General features: G+C 66.2%; 9 protein-coding genes. 5 read left to right on the forward strand and 4 right to left on the reverse strand.

Going from position 1 to position 18,662, the window contains the following annotated elements; translation table 11 throughout:
- Positions 1–29 precede the first annotated feature (29 nt).
- The 3 genes from ACZ6C6_RS09590 to ACZ6C6_RS09600 form a co-directional block, all read right to left on the reverse strand.
- Positions 30–2,114: a type IV secretory system conjugative DNA transfer family protein gene (locus ACZ6C6_RS09590; protein WP_469200774.1), complete on the reverse strand. Its 2,085-nt coding sequence runs from the start codon at positions 2,112–2,114 to the stop codon at positions 30–32.
- Positions 2,111–2,599, reverse strand: coding sequence for a hypothetical protein (locus tag ACZ6C6_RS09595; RefSeq protein ID WP_469200776.1), 489 nt, complete (start codon positions 2,597–2,599; stop codon positions 2,111–2,113). Before ACZ6C6_RS09595 ends, ACZ6C6_RS09590 begins: the two co-directional genes overlap by 4 nt.
- Positions 2,600–3,271: 672 nt before the next feature.
- Positions 3,272–3,625 (reverse strand): hypothetical protein, encoded by a 354-nt coding sequence (locus ACZ6C6_RS09600; protein WP_469200778.1) that lies wholly within the window; start codon positions 3,623–3,625, stop codon positions 3,272–3,274.
- 186 nt (positions 3,626–3,811) lie between these two features.
- Between ACZ6C6_RS09600 and cutA the strand changes: the two genes are divergently transcribed.
- On the forward strand, positions 3,812–4,135 hold the full coding sequence (cutA, locus tag ACZ6C6_RS09605) for a divalent-cation tolerance protein CutA (protein WP_469200780.1): 324 nt from the start codon (positions 3,812–3,814) through the stop codon (positions 4,133–4,135).
- On the opposite strand, the gene ACZ6C6_RS09610 is transcribed toward cutA, so the two are convergent.
- Positions 4,132–5,442, reverse strand: coding sequence for a helix-turn-helix domain-containing protein (locus tag ACZ6C6_RS09610; protein ID WP_469200782.1), 1,311 nt, complete (start codon positions 5,440–5,442; stop codon positions 4,132–4,134). The two genes, cutA and ACZ6C6_RS09610, sit on opposite strands and share 4 nt — an antisense overlap.
- Before the next feature lie 378 nt (positions 5,443–5,820).
- On the opposite strand from ACZ6C6_RS09610, the gene ACZ6C6_RS09615 reads away from it, so the two are divergent.
- The 4 genes from ACZ6C6_RS09615 (at position 5,821) to ACZ6C6_RS09630 (ending at position 18,606) form a co-directional block, all read left to right on the forward strand.
- Entirely contained in the window at positions 5,821–6,195 is a 375-nt protein-coding gene (locus ACZ6C6_RS09615; protein ID WP_469200784.1) for a hypothetical protein, read from the forward strand.
- An 82-nt stretch (positions 6,196–6,277) separates the two neighbouring features.
- Positions 6,278–6,478, forward strand: a complete 201-nt coding sequence (locus tag ACZ6C6_RS09620; RefSeq protein ID WP_469200786.1) for a hypothetical protein — start codon at positions 6,278–6,280, stop codon at positions 6,476–6,478.
- A 901-nt stretch (positions 6,479–7,379) separates the two neighbouring features.
- The gene (locus ACZ6C6_RS09625; protein ID WP_469200787.1) at positions 7,380–11,519 is read left to right on the forward strand and encodes a LamG-like jellyroll fold domain-containing protein; all 4,140 of its coding nucleotides are present in this window, start codon (positions 7,380–7,382) and stop codon (positions 11,517–11,519) included.
- Positions 11,520–11,658: 139 nt separating this feature from the next.
- Positions 11,659–18,606: a DNA/RNA non-specific endonuclease gene (locus tag ACZ6C6_RS09630; RefSeq protein ID WP_469200882.1), complete on the forward strand. Its 6,948-nt coding sequence runs from the start codon at positions 11,659–11,661 to the stop codon at positions 18,604–18,606.
- The last annotated feature ends 56 nt before the right edge of the window (positions 18,607–18,662 follow it).

An 18,662-nucleotide genomic window follows, 5' to 3' on the forward strand; every position in this document is an offset into this window, starting at 1 on the left:
TGGCCGACCCCAACCGCGAGCACCTACGGTCACGACGCGCGGCCCGCCCCGCTGTTCTGGCCCCACGTACGCCCATACGGTGAGGTGAACCTCGACATGGACGCCCGCCTCAATCTCACCGCGGTCACTGCCGGGTCGATCCCGCCGAGCCGCTTCGCGACGAACGCGGCCTCGTTGTGGTCGGCGCCGGTCGCGATCAGCAGGGACTGGTTCTGCATCAACGCCTGCCGGGTCTCCTCCGACAGCCGCATCACCATCTGCGTGAGACCCACCAGCTTCAGCTCGTACTTGCGCAGCTGCTCAAGGATCGCGGCGACGTAGCCGCGGGAGGCACCGTCGATCGCGGTCAGCTCGTCCGCGAACGCGAACATCGTCGCCATGTCCTCCTGCCGCATCCCCTCACGCGACAGCCCGGCCAGAAAGAGGTCGAACAGCAGCAGGCTGGTGATGATCTGGTCCCCGCCGCCCGATCCGGAGCACCGCAGCATGACAATTTTGCTCTCGTCCATCGCGGCCCGGACGTCGTAGGTGGACCTCGGCTGGCCCAGGAACGCGCGCAGCGAGTCGGACGTTTCCAGCTGCTCCAGCATCTGCGTGACGACCGGAACCGCCCCTGCCTCGTACTGGGGAAAGGTGTGCTGCCAGAACCGGGAAAGCCGCCGGGGCAGCTGCTCCAGGACCCGGGTCCGCCATTCCTCGTCGGTCAGCAGCCGCGTGATCGAGAACAGGGTCGGCTGCAGATCAGGACGCCCCTGCTCGCACATCAGCAGCGACAGGTGCGCCAAGGCCTGCACGGCATGGGAGAGGATCGCGCGCGCACGCGGGGCCCGGTCGCCCCAGCCCTGCGCCGAGGCGAGCCCGCCCACGACCGCGCCGACGACCTCTTGGATTTGGTGGGCGTCCTTCCCCTCCATCGACAGCGGATTCCACGCACCGATCCGTGCCAGCGGGTCCTTCACGCTCACATCGACCAGCAGCACACGGTGCGCCAGCGCCGGATGCGTCAGGTAGGGGAGTGCCCGCTGGACCGCAGCCCCGTGAGGGTCCAGGAACCACACCCCGAATCCGGCGTATGCCAAGGTGAGCGCCTGGAGCAGCGCGTGCTCCGACTTCCCGAACCCCGACCGCCCCAGACCTGCCTCGAACAGCACGTCCTCCTGCGGCACCGCCCCCAGCCGCTCCCGCCCGTCCGGCCCCGTCACCAGTCCGAGCGGCACGACGCCGCTCTGGCCGCTCCACTCCGGCAACCGCGCCGGCGCCGCCGGCACCACACCGCCCGTACGCACCACGTTCGACGCCGCGCAGTGCACCGACGGCGGCTTGAGGAGCGCGGCAATCTCCCGCCCTGTCACCCACTGACGCCGCTGCGGCGCGAACTCACTCGTCTCGAAACGCCGGTCGAAGCTCCGCCGCAGCCACCACACATCGCTGTACGGATGCCATCCCCCGAACCTCGGCCCCCGCGGCCGCCACCAGTTCTCACCCGACCACGCGTCCAGCACGGCCATCCCCCGGTGCAACAGCCCCTGCGCCTGGGCCGGATGAGGGGCAACTGCCCGAAGGAGGACCTGTACGGCGAATACGGTGGTGTCGGCCGACGGAAGGAACTTCCCCACCCCGGCCACCAGATCCGAGGAGCGCAAGGCCCGGCCACCGCCCCGACCGGTCGAACCGCCGGCGCTCAGACCACCGGCCATGCTCGACCACCACCGCCCGCCCAGCCCACTGCTCTCCGTACCGGTCAGCTGCTCACCGAACGCCGAGGGGCCACGCTGCTGTGCGCGCCTCAGCAGCCGGCGACGCCACCGGGCAACACGAGGCCCGGACACCGGCACCAGGTCGACGACGAGCTCGACCTCCTCGCCCTGCTCAGCTTCCGCGTGCGCACACGCGGAAGCCATCAGCTGCAGCGGGTCCGGGGCCAGAGCGGCGGCCGTCAGCTGGCGATGGTCGGGCCGGGCAAGCACCGTCTCCGCCCGGGCGACATACAGCCAGCCCTCCTCCTCGACCTCCTCGCCCGCGAACACGGCACCGTCCCCGTCGCGCAGCGCGGCGTCGCTGCCGCTGCGCCCCACCAAGAAGGACCTGCAGCCCTTCTCCAAGCGGATGTTCACGTACTCGCCTCCTCGACGGGCTTCTGCCGGGGGAGAGGAGGCACACCCTCGAAGTGGATGCGGGGCACCGCATGGTGGGCGTAGGGGTCGACGACGTCGACGTCGGCGAACGCCTGGAGCTGCAGGAGCTCTGCCGCCTGAGCCGGGCCCTCCAGCTGATAGGAGAGCTGACTGTCCGTGCTCGACAGCCGGATCCGTACGCCGAGCGCCCGCCGAGGGGCCCGTCCGACAACAGCCGGTACCCGCGCGAGCCGCGCGGCCTGCCGGTCGATCTCCTCAAGCGACGGATCGAACCCGACCGCCGGGACGAGCGCGACCACCGAACGCTCCAGCAGCATCGTCCTGGCCCGGCGCAGCCACCACCACCGGGCCGTTCCCCAGAAGCACAGGACACCCACAGACCCGGCCAGCACCCACCACCGGCCACTCCACACCGCTCCCACCAGCCAGTCCGGACCGGCGGCGAAATCAGGCACCCGCACCATGCAAACCTCCCGTACGGCGGCGCCATGCCGCTCGCACAAAGCACAAGGAGCTCGACGGGCCAAAACGTGACCACGAGGTGCCGGAGAATTTCGGAAGAACCCGGTCCGGCCGAGGACGGTGCATGCGCGGCGCTCCACGTACGGGAGGTGAGACCGAAGGGCGGCCGCCAGTGGCAGCCGCTTCGGGCCCGCAGAGGGCTCGCCCCCGTTCAGTCCCGCACCGAGAATAGGCAGGTCAAATGGGGTAACCCCTCACCCGGCGGGACTGACGGGACTCAAGTATGGGATTGCTGGCCAAGGGCTGGAGGGCTGGGGCAGTACCCGGGGTGCGGCGCATCCCGAATGGCGTGAGGATCGAGGAACAGGAGGCGGCGGGCTCGTGTGAACCTGCCGGCTGCGTTGTAGGGTCTCGCCGCTCGCTGCATACGCCGACGCTGTGACCGGGGCTGTCTTGCCGCCGCATATCCAGTTCGGCCTGGCCGAGTCTCACAACGGCTGCACGTCCTCAGTCAGCGGCTCCGGTCTGACGTCGCTGTCGACGGTCACGGACTTCCCCACCGTCCTCAAGGCCAGCGTCACCGAGTTCCCCGCCCTCGCGGTCACAATTCCCCATGGGGATGGCGGAGCCGCCAGAGCTGGACACATCGGGGCGATTGATAGTAGCGGCGGTGCTCAGCGCTCGCCATTGCCTCCCGGATCCTGATCGACGATGTCCTCGCCACGCCAGCGGGCCAGCGCTTGGGCGACCTGGTCACGAGTCGCAGGGAGGTACTCGTGCCAGCGGGACTCGACTCCATGCGGGTAGCCGACCAGGTTGTTCAGCACGTTGTTGATGGCGTCGTCGTCATCGGTGCCGGCGAGCGGTGGAGAAGGCCAGGATGCGGCGACCGCAGCAATCTCGTCGCGGGTGAAGCCCATGAGTGAGTGGAACTCCCAGTTGGGGAAGAACGGGCCGCTCACTGCTGCGTCAAGGCACTCCTGGATGATCTGCAGGTCGTGGTCAGTCATACGCTCGATCGGATTCATCCCTAGATGATCTCAGGGCCACCGCTCCAGATCTCGACTGCTCAATGCCGAGGGCTCAGGCGGTTTCGGTGAAGACTGGGTCGCGCTACCAGGAGGTCCGTTCGTGTCACGGTCACTCGCGGACTGAGGCGGCAGCAGGGCAGGTGTGGTTCCGCCAGCCCAAGAGCATCTCATAAGGTCGCGTTCATGACTGAGTGCGTGCAGGTGACCACCGCGACCGAGACCCGGGATCAGGCCGTCGCCCTTGCAGGTGGCGCCGTGAAGTCGCGCTTGGCGGCGGGCGCCCAGGTCGTGGGCCCCGTCGTCAGCGTCTTCTGGCACCTGGGTCAGTACGGCACGGGTGAAGAGTGGCAGGTCATCCTGAAGACGACGGCGGCTCGGTACCCGGAGCTGGAGAAGTACCTCCTCGACAAGCATCCCTGGGACAACCCCGAGGTGTGCGCCGTGCCGATCACTCAGGGCGCTGACTGCTGCGTGCAGTGGATCAAGGACTCCGTGGAAGGGGCTTAGCCCTGTGCCTGTTCCAAAACCTGGCGTACCTCGCCGATGTCCGCGTGGGTGCGCAGGCAATCGAGTAGAGGCGTCAGCCGCTGCCGGGGCCGGATAGACGCGACTCCCGTGGCGAGCTGAAGTGCGCGGCTGGTAATTGCGGCGGCCGCCTCGACTTCTCCGGCGGTGAGGTAGGCGCGCGCGAGCCAGGAGAGGTAGAGGGCCTTGTCGCGGGCGTGAGCGTCGGCGAACTCCCCGAGCGCGCTGGTGAGAACGGGGACCGCGCGGAGGGGGCGGCCAAGCTCCGTCCAGCAGCGGCCGGTCATGATGTCCAGCTCAAGGTTGTCGACCCAGGCAGCCCAGTCCGGTTGAGGCTCGCCGTCCTGCGCGTCTTCAAGGGCCCGGCGGGCGGCGCCGAGGGCCTTCTCCGTCCCGGTGGCCCGGCCGTCGACGGCGCACGCCCAGGCCAGCCGTTCGTAGAGCAGGGCCTGCACGGTGGCCGGTGTGCGTGCGGTGATGGTGGCGCAGGAGTCCTCCGCGAACGCCACGGCGGTGCGCCGGTCGTCCGTGACGGAGTAGGCGAGGAACGCGAGGCTGTTGCCGTAGAGATCGGGGTCCTGTGCGTCCTGCGCCGCAGTGCGGCTCTCCTCGTAGAGCGCGACCGCGTCGCGTGTGCGACCCGCGTCGTACGCCGCCCACCCGGCCTGCTGTGTCTGCTCGGCGTAGAGACCGGTGAGTTGGCGTCGCGCGCCTTCCGTGCAACTGCTCTGTCGGAGAAGGGACTTGGTGGCCTGAGCCTCGCTGAGGTAGACGCGGTAGGTATCGCCTCCCCCGAGGACCTCGTCCAGGCGCCGGAGGCGGGCGGTGCGCTCCCGAAGGCGATCGACGTCCGTGTCGGTGATATGGCGGGGGGCCTCCGGCCGGTGAAGAGTCGGGAGGGCAGCGGCGAGGCCGGCGCTGGTGGCGGCCTGGAGGACGGTGCGGCGACGCATGCTTGGGGGTCCGATCTCTGCGCGGGGTGTACCGGCAGGATCGGCGTCCACCTCCCAGGGGCGGCGAGCAAGGCCGACCATGTGCCCGGGGACACGTAGGGCGTCCGCGATCTGTACGACCTTCTCGAACGTGGTAATCCGTCCTTTCCCTCGCGCCAGCGTTCCGACCCGGTCGGGCTTGATGTCGCACTCCGCGGCGATCTTGGAGTAGCTGATCCGGGCCCGCTCGCGGGCGATCCGGAACACCCTTCCGAAGTCGTGTCCCGCTAACGCACATTGCATGTCAGGGTCATCGAGCAGTTCGCGCGGGAGGGCGGTGGGCGGCTGGTAGGTCATGCGGCACTCCTCCTGCTGACGCGAGTGTGCACGGTGATCGAAAGCGGTTCGTACCCATCATGGGTATACCCCGTGCAGGGACGCACGGCATTCGCTGAAACTCCACTCTCGTACGCGGAAGGCCCCGGGAGCGGTAACGCCCGCCAGCCCGGGGCGACGACTGATAGGAGTCGCCGTGAGCGAGCGTGACCAGCAGATCCCCGGCGGGCCGACGCCATGAGCAGACCGGCTGACGGAGTGGTGCACCTCCGACGAGAGCGCGAACTCGCATCCGCGCACTGGCTGCTGTCCGCCGCCCCAGACCTTCACCGCAGCCAAGACGAGTGGCGGACCCAGGGATGGACATGGCTACGGCCTGGCGTCCTGTTCGGCGCTGTCGTGGTCCGGGCCTCCCTGGCCCATGCTGCGCTGGGCCTTGACGACCCGGTCGCGTGCCGGCAGCCGCTCGCGAACCACCTGGACGGCCCCGTCTTCTACAGCCCTGACCTCTTCGGCCGTGAGGGTGCGTACACGGTGATGGTGACGGCTTCCACGGCCATGGGGTGGCGGGCGATCGGGTCGGTGGCGCATGACTACCGGGCACTGCTCCGCATCCCCTGCCCTGACCTGATCGACCCGCCGGAGGACGGCAGCCCGTGGTGGGTCGTTCCCTTCGATGGGCCGGGGGTGCTGTGCAAAGCCCGCCCGCTCATCGCCTTCATCAGCGCGGGCCGACGGGCTACCGGCCGCTCGGGCGGTGAGAACGATGTATGAGACCCCGGCCGCCCTCGCGGTGCCGACCCCTGCGGGGACGGCCGGCCGAGGCCCAGCCGTCCGCAGGATTGGTTCGCTCGTCATGGTTGAGACCGGGACGGGACCGCTGCCCGCGTACACAGAGACGCTGCCACGACGTCCGGAGTCGGCACGCTGCGCCCGGCGCATGGTGGGCCTGGCCCTGGGCACCTGGGATCTAGACGGAGTCCGCGACGCCGCCGAGATCGTCGTCAGCGAGCTGCTGGCGAAAGCAATTCAGCACGCGCGTCGCGACTCCGGCTGACCGTGACCCGGCTGGGCGACACCAGGGTCCGGGTGGCCGTGGTGGTGCCTCCAGCTTTGGATACCGGTCGGCCGTCGTCTTCAGGAGCACCTGGCACCTCGCCCGTGCCGTACTCGCCGACGTGTCGGAAGACACCGGTCACCGGCCCGACGACTTGGGCATCTGCAGCGAGCCTCTGCTCGACCGCCGCCCCCACGAGCACGACGGCCTGCTCCCTGGTCTCCGTCGTCGCGGTCACCTGCAGGTACTCCGGCATGGCCGGAGCCTAACCACCTGCCCTGCCCTGCACTACGAGGCGACTTCGTACGTCACGACGTAGCCGGTCACGCATGAGGAAGCCGTCGAGAGCGACCGTCTTCTCCCGCGGTGCAGCCACATACGTCGCTGTTCGGATGCCATCCGCCGATCCGTGGCCTATTCGGCCGGCACCGTTCTTGCCCGACTACGCGTCCAGTACCGCTGTCGCTGTTGGGACGTCAACTACTAGGAAGCTGCTGCCAGGTGAGGCATCGGCCGGCGCGCGGGCTGACAGGACTTGGCGATCTCGGTGTCTAACCATTGCCAAAGTATGAGCATCACATCAGGCAACCGTGATGCAGAACACAAACGTGGTGGGCGGTTTGTTACCTGCGTCCTGGGTTCTTCCAGGTGCTGACCTGTGGTTTCTCTGTCTAAGGTCCTGCCTGGTTCCCGTCTTTAGGGAATTTTCACAATGTGACTTCTCTGGGGTGGGGATATGTGGGCGCGTATGCGAACGCGCGGTAGTGCTGGTGTGCTTTCCGGGGTCTTGAGCCTGGCTGTGGTTGCTGGGCTGGCGCCGGCGGTGGCTTCGGCAGCTCCTGCGGCCAAGTCCGAGTCGAGCAGTGTTTCTGGGGCGGGCGGCGAGTCCTCTTCGGAGGAGATGAGCGTGGAGGCCGCGCGTGCCGAGGCCCGGCGTACGGGCAAGCCTGTCGAGGTGATGTCCATGCGTGGGGAGTCGAGTGACGTCTACGCGACACCCGAGGGGAACCTGCAGACACGTCAGTACCTGCAGCCTGTCCGGGCCCGTGTCGGAGGGCAGTGGAAGGCTATTGACACGGACTTGGCCGTTGCCGCCGATGGGGCGGTGGCGCCGAAGGTTGCGGCCGTGGGCCTTGAGTTCTCCGGTGGCGGCGACGCGCCGCTCGTGAGGATGACCAGAGCAGGGCGTGAGCTCGCCCTGACGTGGCCGGGCACGTTGCCGAAGCCGGTCCTTGACGGGGCGACGGCTACCTACAAGGACGTTCTGCCGGGTGTCGACCTGCGGATGGGTGCTCAGGAGACCGGCTATACCCAGCTCTTGGTTGTCAATTCCGCAGAGGCAGCCGCGCACCCCGAGCTGTCCGAACTCCGGCTCAAGCTGTCGGCTGAGGGCATGAACGTGGTCCGCACGGACGACGGCGGTTTCCAGGCGGTGGACAAGGGCGCCCAGGGGCCGGTCTTCGAGGCGCCGACGCCGATGATGTGGGACTCCAGTGGAGCTGCTGAAGACGACGCTTCCGAAGGCGTCGCCTCGCGGACGGCCGCATCGGCATCTGAGGAGGGTGACGAGCCGGCGGCCACCGAGTCGGGCAAGCTGGCCGAGGTGGGGCTGGATGTTCCCGCGGACGGTGATGAGCTTGTACTGACACCGGACGCAGACGTCCTTCGCGGCGAAGACACCACGTATCCGGTCTTCATCGACCCGCAGGTTAGTACACCGGACTCCGCGGCTGCGTGGACGATGGTTTCGCAGTACTGGGCGTCGTCGCCGCAGTGGAAGTTCAACGGTGAGTCCACTGCTGGGCTGGGATACTGCGACTGGAGCTACTGCGCGCCGCACGACACGAAGCGGCTCTTCTACCGGATCACGACCTCGGCGTTCGCGGGGAAGAACATCATCTCGGCTGTCTTCAGTGTCAAGAACACGTGGTCTGCCTCTTGCTCGCCCCGCAGCGTCGAGCTGTGGCGGACCAAGGGTATTTCTTCCTCCACGACCTGGAATTCTCAGAACGCGTCGGGTTTCTGGATAGATAAACTGAAGTCCGAGTCCTTCGCATACGGTTTCGACGGCTGCGCGGCGAAGCAGGCCGAGTTCGATGTGAAGTCGGCCGTGCAGGAGGCGGCGAAGGGCAAGTGGTCCACGATGACGTTCGGGCTGCGTGCCGCCAGCGAATCGGACGGGTATGCGTGGAAGCGGTTCTCGGACAAGGCCTTTTTGACGGTGACGTACAACCTGCCGCCGAAGCAGGTCAAGATGTCGCAGCTGGAGATGCAGTACGGAGGTGCCTGCACGCGGTACGACAAGGCGCCGCCGCACGTCAGAGACCTGGGCAAGATCTACGCCAACAACATCACCGACCCTGACGGAGACAAGGTCGCGGTCCAGTTCCAGGCCAACTGGGTCGATGACGGCAACACCTACTGGTGGAAGCCTGCCCTGACCAGCTACAAGGCATCGGGAGACCGGTTCATCATCTCGCTCCCGTCCACGCTGCCGAAGAATACCCAGATCAACTGGTACGTCCGTGTGTACGACGGCCGCCAGTACTCACCCTGGTCCCATGCCGGCAGCGCGACTGGCTGCTATTTCACCTACGACCCGGATGCTCCACCAACCCCCACGATCACATCTCTCGACTACCCGCAGTCGACGGATGATATGGGAGACAACGACCCCTGGTTCGACGGCATCGGGAAATACGGAACGTTTCAGATCAAGGGCGCCAGCGACGTAGTCAAGTACTGGTATGGAATCAACGTCAACCCTTCATCGACGAACACACTGACGACATCGGCCGGTGCCGAGAAATCGATCAAGATTCTTCCACCCAAGGTGGGAATCAATACCATCACGGCCCAGGCGGTGGATGCCGCAGGCAATGTCAGCGCCCCGTTCACCTATCACTTCAAGGTGAAAGCCGGCCAGCCGGAGCGGGCCAGCTGGCAGTTCGATGACAACGGAGGGGCGACACAGGCCACCGGCTCGGCACCCGAGCGCACCGCAACCCTGCACGGCAGCCCGACCCGCGGTGTGACAGGTGTTCAGAAGGAGGCCGTCGCGTTCGACGGCGTGGACGACTACGCCGATTCCGGTGTGCCGGTCCTCGACACTGACCACGGCTTCGCCGTATCGGCCTGGGTGAAGCTGTCGAAGATGCCGGACAAAGCTGCGGTCATCGCCGCGCAGCCAGGAAACAACTGCCCCGGCTTCGAGCTCTACTACTCCGCCTCCTACAACCGCTGGGTATTCAACCAGTACGATTCGGACACGCAAGGAGCCGGCCTCACCCGAGTCATGGCCCCTGCCGCCGGAGGCGTGCAAGCCGGCAAGTGGACGCACCTGGTCGGCGCGTACAACGAGGCGGCCAAGCGCATCGAGCTCTACGTGGACGGCCAAATGGTCGGCCAGACGCCACTGGCCTCAGCCTGGAACGCCCGCCGAGGGCTGATCATCGGGGCCAGCTCCTACGACGGTCCGGCGTCGAACTTCTTCCCGGGCGCCATCGATGACGTGCAGCTCTTCGACCGCAGCGTCTCGGCCTCCGAGGTGACCAAGCTCCACACCCACGCGGCGGTGGGCGACCCCGGCTCCCCCGCTCGCACGACCTTCTCCATGGACGACACCCTGGACGAGAACGGGATCGCCGACACCACGGTACTCAGGGGCCGTGCAGGCGTCCTCCCGGCAGTCTTCAAGGGCGGCGTCACCGCGGGCGCCTCCGGTGTGTCGGGCAAGGCGGCCCAGTTCGACGGAACCGCCAATGGATACGCACGGGTGGGCCAGACCAGCGGCCCTCACGTGAACACCCAGCGCAGCTTCACCGTCTCGGCATGGGCGAAGCTGAAATCGACGCCGGACCATGCGGCGATCATCGCCGCCCAGGCCGGACATGAGCGGCCGGGCTTCGAGCTGTACTACTCCTCGACACTCAAGCGATGGGCGTTCAACCAGTACGAGTCGGACACCGAAGGCGCCAGCGTCATCCGGGCCGTGCAGCCCGAAGGCAAAGTAGTCAACGCAGGGGAGTGGGCGCACCTGGTCGGAGTGCACGACACAGTCGCCGACACGCTCACCCTGTACGTCAACGGCGCGCTCGCCGGCTCAACGGTCCTCCACGGCGCCTTCAACGCGGACCAGTCCATGTTCATCGGGGCAGGCAGCTACAGCGACAGCATCGGGAACAACTTCCCCGGCACCATCGACGACGTCCGCCTGTACGACCGGCCGGTCTCGGCCGCGGAAGTACAGCAGCTGTTCCGGCAGAGCCCGGTCATCAAGGGCCGCTGGCAATTCGAACAGGCCACCAGCGGCACACCGCCCACCGTGGCCGACGCCACCCCGGAAAACCGCCCCATGAGCCTGTACGGAAACGCGCAGCTGGGTACGGGTCGCGTCGACGACCACGGGCTCGACCTCGATGGTGTCGGCGCCTACGCCGCCACCTCGACCATGCCGGTCGACACCAGCGCCAGCTTCACCGTGACCGCCTGGGTACGAGCGGCCGCCACCCCCGACCACAGTATGGCCGCCTTGAGTGCCGAAGGCGCCAACCGCAGCGCCTTCGACGTCCGCTTCCAGCCCGACCCGGACGATCCCGAGGGTCTGGGACGGTGGGAGCTGTCCCTGCCGGACAAGGACGAATCCACAGCCACGGTGTCTTCCGCTGCGAGCACCGAGTTCTTCAGCGTCACCGACTGGAACCATCTCGCCGTGGTCTACGACGGGTTCGCCAAGGAGATCCGCCTATACGTCAACGGGAGTCTGCAGGACGCCCCCTGCGAGGACGCGGACGGTGACGAGCAGTCGGACGACCCCGCGTGCAAGGACCTTGCGGCCTGGGCCGGCGACGCCCTGAGCTTCAAGGCCTCGAAGTCCTTCCAGGTCGGCCGCGCCAAGGGCGATGCCTCCGGCACCTACTTCGCCGGCTCGGTGGACGACGTCTGGGCCTTCCAGGGAGCGCTGGACGACAGCCAGATCCAGCAGCTGAGGGGGAGCTACTTCGGTATCCCGACCGAAGTTCCCAGCGGCAACCGCGGCTGATCAACGCGTGTCGGGTGGGCGCTCCACGGACGGTCCGCCCACCCGACACCCACAGCTACCTGCAAGTTCTCCTCGCAAATTTCTTCGCGTCTGGCCCATATGAGTGGTCAGGTGCCTGACAGTGATGGACACGTCACGTATGAAAGCCAGTCCTGGGGCACGACTGCTCCGCAGAACCTCACTCGTCCTGTCCACGGTCCTCATAGGCAGTCTGCTGCAGGGTGTGGCAACCCCCGTCGCTGCTGCGGCCCCGGGCCTGCCCGGTCTGCCCGCGTCGGAGAAGCCGGTCGCGGGCACCAAGGACACGAAGGTCAAACCGCGGGCGCAGCACAAGGGGTCCCGCGTCCCCACCGCCGCCCCGCACAGCACGCTGCCGAAGGCGACCGAGGTCACCACGTCACTTCCGGCCCCGGGCGCCAAGGGTGCGAAACGGTTCGCCTCGCCGAAGGGGCAGCCGATCGGGATCGCCCGTGCCACGAGCACCAAGGCCGGCAAGAGCACGGCGAAGAGCAGCGCGGCGAGCGATTCCTTGGCGCTGAACGGTGTCACCTCACGCGTGTTCGATTCCCAGCACGCCAAGCGTGCGGGGGTGAAGGGACTGCTCTTCACCCTCACCCCGAAGGCTGCGGATTCCTCTGCCGAGGGCAACGCACCGGTCGGCGTCTCTGTTGACTACTCCTCCTTCGCCCAGTCCTTCGGCGGCTCGTACGCGTCCCGCATGCACCTGGTCGAACTGCCGGCCTGTGCGCTGACGACACCTGAGAAGCAGACGTGCCGCGACGGCCGGCCGGTCACCGCTGTCAACGACACCGCACGACAGACCCTGACCGCCAACGCGGTCTCACTTCAGACGGATGCTCCCACCGTTCTGGCAGCTACGGCTGCAGCAGAGGGAGACAAGGGCGATTACAAGGCCACCTCCCTCTCACCCTCCTCTACCTGGAGCACCAGCCTCAACTCTGGTGCCTTCAACTGGTCCTACGGTTTCCAGGTTCCCGAAGTGCCGGGTGGTCTGAAGCCGAGCGTCGGCCTCTCCTACTCCTCGGGCGCCATCGACGGCCGTACCGGAACCACGAACAACCAGGGCTCCTGGGTCGGCGACGGCTTCGACCTATGGCCCGGCTCCATCGAGCGCCGCTACAAGCCGTGCGCCGACGACGGCGTCAAGAACGCCGACGGCAACAAGCCCGGCGACCTGTGCTGGGCCTACGACAACGCTTACATCTCGTTCAACGGAGCGAGCGGCGAACTCGTCCAGACCGGCACCAACACCTTCAAGCTCAAGAACGACGACGGCACGAAGATCGCCCGCAGCTACAACCCCGCTCTCGAAAACGGTGACAACGACGGCGAGTACTGGCGTGTAACCACCCCGGACGGTACGAAGTACTACTTCGGCCTCAACCGGCCCAGCGACTGGAAGGAAGGCGACGAGGACACGAACTCGGCCTGGACGGTTCCGGTCTACGGGAACGACACCGGCGAGAAATGCCACGGCGCCACGTTCGCAGAATCCTGGTGCCAGCAGGCTTGGCGCTGGAACCTCGACACAGTCGTCGACACCCACGGCAACGCCATCACCTACCACTACAGCAAAGAGAAGAACTCCTACGGCCGCAACCTCAAGGCCGACGACGACACGTCGTATGTCCGCGGCGGGTACCTCGACAAGATCAACTACGGCCTGAGGCAGGGCGCCTACTACGCCCCGCCGCTGGCCCAGGTCGTCTTCGACAACAAGGAACGCTGCCTGCCGCAGACCGGAGTCACCTGCGCCCCGGACACGATCGACTCAAAGTCGGCCTACTGGTACGACACCCCCTGGGACCTCAACTGCAAGGCCGGCACCAGCTGCGACAACGGCCGACTCTCCCCGTCCTTCTGGACGCGCCAGCGGCTCAACAGCATCACGACCCAGGTCCGCAACGCCGCCGGAACCTACGACAAGGTCGACTCCTGGGCCTTCGACTATCACTGGGGCATGGCGGACATCGACCGCCAGCTCCTGCTGGACAGCATTCAGCACACCGGTGAAGCAGCCACACCAACCATCCAGCTACCGAAGACCACCTTCACCTACACCCAGCTTCAAAACCGCCTCGACAAGATCGGGGACGGCTACGCACCTTTCGTCAAGGACCGACTCTTCACAGTCTCCGACGAGTCGGGAGGCGAAGTCAGCGTCAACTACACCGACGCGGCCTGCAACTGGAGCAGCCTTCCCACCCCTGAGACGAACACGACGAGGTGCTTTCCTCAGTACATCGGTGGGGACAGCACTGCTGACGCGGACCTGCAGTGGTTCAACAAATACGTCACCCAGTCAGTGACCAAGACGGACCGCACGGGAGACGCGCCGGACGAGGTCACCTTGTATGACTACCTCGGTGACGCAGCCTGGCATTACGACGATGACGACGGCCTGACCAAGGAGAAAGAGAAGACCTGGTCCCAGTGGCGTGGCTACCAGCACGTCAGGGTCAGGACCGGCGGCCAGGGTGGCGCCACCGAGATGAAGACGCAGCAGGACAGCTACTTCCTGCGCGGCATGAGCGGCGACCGCCTCAATGCTGCCGGCGGCACCAAGTCCGTCTCCGTGACGTTGGACGCGGGCGAGGGCGACCCCATCACCGACCACGAAGCCGTACCCGGCTTCGGCTACAAGACGGTGACCTTCGACAAACCCGGCGACGAAGGCAAGGTCCTCAGCAAGACCATCAACCGGCCCTGGTACTACCAGACCGGAAAGAAGGTCCGGGACTGGGGCACCGTCACCTCCAACTTCACCGGAACCTCCAGCAGCAAGACCTGGACCTCGCTGGACGCCGGCGCGGGCAGCAAGTGGCGCACCACCGCGACAGCCACCAAGCACGACACCATTGCTGGCCGCATCACCGAAGCCGACGACTACGGGGACGACACCACCTCGACGGACAACACCTGCACACGCACCACCTACGCGGGAGACGCGAACAGCGCAATCCTCAGCATGCCGGTTCGCGCCGAGACGGTCGCAAAAGCCTGTGACGCGCCCGTCGACAAGACGAAGGATGTCCTGAGCGACGTCCGCACCGTCTACGACAACGGCGCCTACGGCGCCGCGCCCACGAAGGGGAATGTCACTGCTGCGGCCACGTTGAAGAGCCACGACGGCACGAAGGCGACCTACCTCGAAGCAGGGGCCACCTTCGACAGCTACGGCAGGCAGCTGACTGCCACGGACCTGACCGCCAACGTGACGGTCACGGACGACGGCACCCCTGTCCGCACCGCACGTACCGACGGCCGCAAGACCACTACCGCTTACACGCCCACGAGCGGGTTCGCCACCCAGACGAAGGTGACCACCCCGCCTGCCAAGGCGTCCGACACGACGACGGCCCAGACCACCACCACGGACCTCGACCCGCTGCGAGGGCTCGTCACCAAGCAGACCGATACGAACAACAACATCACCGAATACGCATACGACGCCCTGGGGCGCACGACCAAGGTCTGGGCTGCCGATCGGCGCAACACACAGATTCCTACGAAGCAGTTCGTTTACACGATCGCTGAGGACAAGCCGGTCGCGGTCGCAACGAAGTCGCTCAACAACACCGGCGGACAGATCACGTCCTACGAACTGTTCGACGGATTCCTGCGAAGCCGCCAAACCCAGGAACCCGGCCCCGACGGCGGCGGCATCATCACGGACACCTTCTACGACGAACGCGGACTCGCCACCAGAACCTACGACCCCTACTACGTCACGAACACGCCCAGCACCGAGCTCTTCAAACCGAACGACGCGCTTTCAGTCGAGACCCAGACACGCACCACGTATGACGGACTGAACCGCCCCGTACAGACCCAGCAGGTAGCCGGCAACAGCGGCGAAGGCCAAGTCCTCAACACCACAAAGACCATCTACGGCGGCGACCGCGTCACCGTCATCCCCCCGGTCGGCGGCACCGCCACCACCGCCTTGAGCGACGCCCGCGGCAACACCACGGAACTGCGCCAGCTACACAGCCGCTCAGCTGACGCCGCCTACGACACCACCACGTACCACTACACCCCTCGGAACGAACTGGACAAGGTCACCGACCCCGCCGGGAACCACTGGACGTACACGTACGACCAGCTCGGCCGGAAGATCTCAACAACCGACCCCGACCAGGGCACCACAACCACCACATACGACGACCGCGGACAGGTGACCTTCACCAAGGGCTCGCGCACCGACGTACCCGGACTGGCATACCTTTACGACGACCTCGGCCGCCAGACCGAAGTACGCGAGACCTCCGCCACCGGAACCCTGCGCACCAAGCAGGTCTACGACACGGTCACCGGTGGCAAGGGCCAGCTCGCCGAATCCACCCGGTACGTAAACGGCCAGGCATACACATCCAAGATCACTGAATACGACAGGCTCTACCGCCCCATCCGGACCGCAGTCGTCATTCCCAGCAGCGAAGGCGCTCTCCAGGGCACGTACCAGTCCGGAGCCGCGTTTCACATCTCAGGGCTGCCCGCCTCGGTCAGCTACTCCGCAGCAGGCTCGCTGCCAGGCGGCTCCGCCAACTACACCTACGACAACGCAACGCTCCGCCCGACCACGGTCTACGGCGAAGGCATGACGTCCAGCGTCAGCTACAGCCTCACCGGCAAGCCGCTCCAGTACCAGATGAGCCTCACCTCCGGCGGCAAGATCACGCAAGTCACCAACACCTACGAGTGGGGCACCCAACGCCTCGCCACCTCCCGCGTCGACCGCCAGGACCAGCCCGGAACCGACCGCTACGCCACCTACCACTACGACGAAATCGGCAACGTCCGCGCAATCTCGGACACGTCCCGGACCGGCACGGACAACCAGTGCTACACCTACGACTACCTCGGCCGACTCACTGAAGCCTGGACCCAGCCAACAACAACCTGCGCAACCGCACCCGCGGCGTCGCAGGTCGGAGGACCAGCCCCGTACTGGCAGTCCTTCACTTACGACAAGTCCGGCAACCGCGCCACGCAGACACGACACGACGTCACGGGTGACACGGCCAAGGACCTCAAGGACACATACACCTACCCCACGCCCGGCACCGCCCAGGCGCACAGCCTGAGATCCCGGACTACCACCGGGTCCGCTGGCTCCACCACCGACACCTACACCTACGACTCTTCCGGGAACACGATCACCCGCCCGGGCCAGTCGCTGACCTGGGACGCCGAGGGTCACCTGGCAAGCGTCACCAAGAGCGGCAAGACCACCAGCTACCTCTACGACGCCTCCGGCAACCGCCTCATAGGCCGCACCCCGACCGAGACCACCCTGTACCTGGGGAACACCGAAGTCACCCTTCCCACCGGGGCCACCAAGGCAAAGGCCACCCGGTACTTCGACCTCGGCGGCGGCCAGATGGCCATCCGCAGCGACGACGGCACCTTCGCCTTCACCATCGCCGACCAGCACGGCACCGGCGAACTCTCCATCCAGGCATCCAGCCTCGCCCTCACCCAGCGCCGCACCCTCCCCTTCGGCGGACAACGCGGCACCACACCCACAACCTGGCCCGGCACCAAGGGATTCGTCGGCGGCACCGACGACACCAAGACCACCGGCCTCACCCACCTCGGCGCCCGCGAATACGACGCCGACCTCGGCCGCTTCATCTCCGTCGACCCGGTCCTTGACGTAGCCGATCCCCAACAGATGAATGGCTACGCCTACGCCAACAACAACCCCACGAGCCTCTCCGACCCGACCGGTCTCAAAACCATGCCCTTGAACGGGGGTGGAGATTGGGGTAGCAATTTCTGCTACTCCGGCAACATGTCCGCGAGTTGCGGCACCGTTGGCGAAACAGGACCGGACACCGAAATCACGGACACGAACGACGCCGGAAGCTCCGACAGCAGCGGTTGGTCGAACATCATTCACGGCGTCAAGGGTTGGGCCCAGGACCACAAAGAGATCATCACGATGGCCACCGAAACGTTCGTCGGAGGCGTCTGCTACGGCACAGCCGTCCTCACTGCGCCGGAAACCGGTGGCGCCAGCCTGGGTGCATCAGCGGGATGCGGGGCACTCGCCGGCGCAGCAGGCGCAGCAGTCAATAATGCACTCTCGACTGACGCGGACCACAGCACTGCTGGCACGGCCTCGGACATGATCGACGGTGCCGCCTCGGGCGCGGCTACCTCCTTGGTCTTCGAGCTCGCCACAATCAAAATGCTATCGAGGGGCGCGTGCCATAGCTTCCTTCCCGGAACTGCAGTTCTGCTAGCCGACGGCACTCGCAAAGCGATTGAAGATGTAGATGTCGGTGACACAGTAGAAACAACCAATGTAGCCACGGGAAAGAGTGCGAAGAAGAAGGTCGTCTCCACCATCACCACAGAGGGCGACAAAGACTTTACCGAAGTAACGGTCCATATCGAAAAAGATTTCTCCAGCATAGTTGCCACAGACACTCACCCCTTCTGGGTGCCAGATCTTAAAAAGTGGATACCCGCTGGGGACCTCGAAGTTGGACAGTGGCTCCGCACCAGCGCCGGCACGCACGTTCAAATCACGGCAGTACGCCACTACACCAAGCGCCAACGCACACACGACCTCACCATCCAGGACGTGCACGCGTACTATGTGCTTGCGGGGGCCACGCCGGTCCTCGTTCACAACTGTGGCTCGTACGGCGGCCTCGATGAATTTGGTCGGGCCACCGGCATCCGCGTCACACTCACGAAGAGCAACATCGGCGGCAGGACCAATCCGCGAGTGGATCCGGTTGGGTGGGTCAGCGGCAGGGGATACAACCGGGCTCACCTGAGGGGGGCTCAGCTGGGCGGATCGAATACCGATCCAAGGAACTTCGTGCCGATGCATCAGTACGCCAACACGCCGGTGATGCGTGTCATCGAGGGGCAAGTGCGGAAGGCCGTTGAGCAAGGGCAGACGGTCCGATACAGTGTCACCCCTATTTACGCTGAAAACCCTGTAGTGGGTCCTGCGAATCCTTACCCGCTGGGTGTGACGATTCGAGGCACCGGCTCGGGTGGTTTTTCCATATACCAGACGATTCTGAACAGGCCGAAATCGTGAACCTACATGTTGGGCGACTGGTTCAACTGGTTGCACCTCCAGAAGTCCATCCATTG

The sequence above is a fragment of the Streptomyces sp. NPDC041814 genome, from assembly GCF_055590565.1.

Excerpts from the sequence above, each read along its gene's own strand:
- ACZ6C6_RS09610 (WP_469200782.1), bottom strand. The coding sequence starts at position 5,442 with ATGACCTACCAGCCGCCCACCGCCCTCCCGCGCGAACTGCTCGATGAC.
- ACZ6C6_RS09620 (WP_469200786.1), top strand. The coding sequence starts at position 6,278 with ATGGTTGAGACCGGGACGGGACCGCTGCCCGCGTACACAGAGACGCTG.
- ACZ6C6_RS09595 (WP_469200776.1), bottom strand. The coding sequence starts at position 2,599 with ATGGTGCGGGTGCCTGATTTCGCCGCCGGTCCGGACTGGCTGGTGGGA.
- ACZ6C6_RS09625 (WP_469200787.1), top strand. The coding sequence starts at position 7,380 with ATGAGCGTGGAGGCCGCGCGTGCCGAGGCCCGGCGTACGGGCAAGCCT.
- ACZ6C6_RS09630 (WP_469200882.1), top strand. The coding sequence starts at position 11,659 with ATGAAAGCCAGTCCTGGGGCACGACTGCTCCGCAGAACCTCACTCGTC.
- cutA (WP_469200780.1), top strand. The coding sequence starts at position 3,812 with ATGACTGAGTGCGTGCAGGTGACCACCGCGACCGAGACCCGGGATCAG.
- ACZ6C6_RS09600 (WP_469200778.1), bottom strand. The coding sequence starts at position 3,625 with ATGAATCCGATCGAGCGTATGACTGACCACGACCTGCAGATCATCCAG.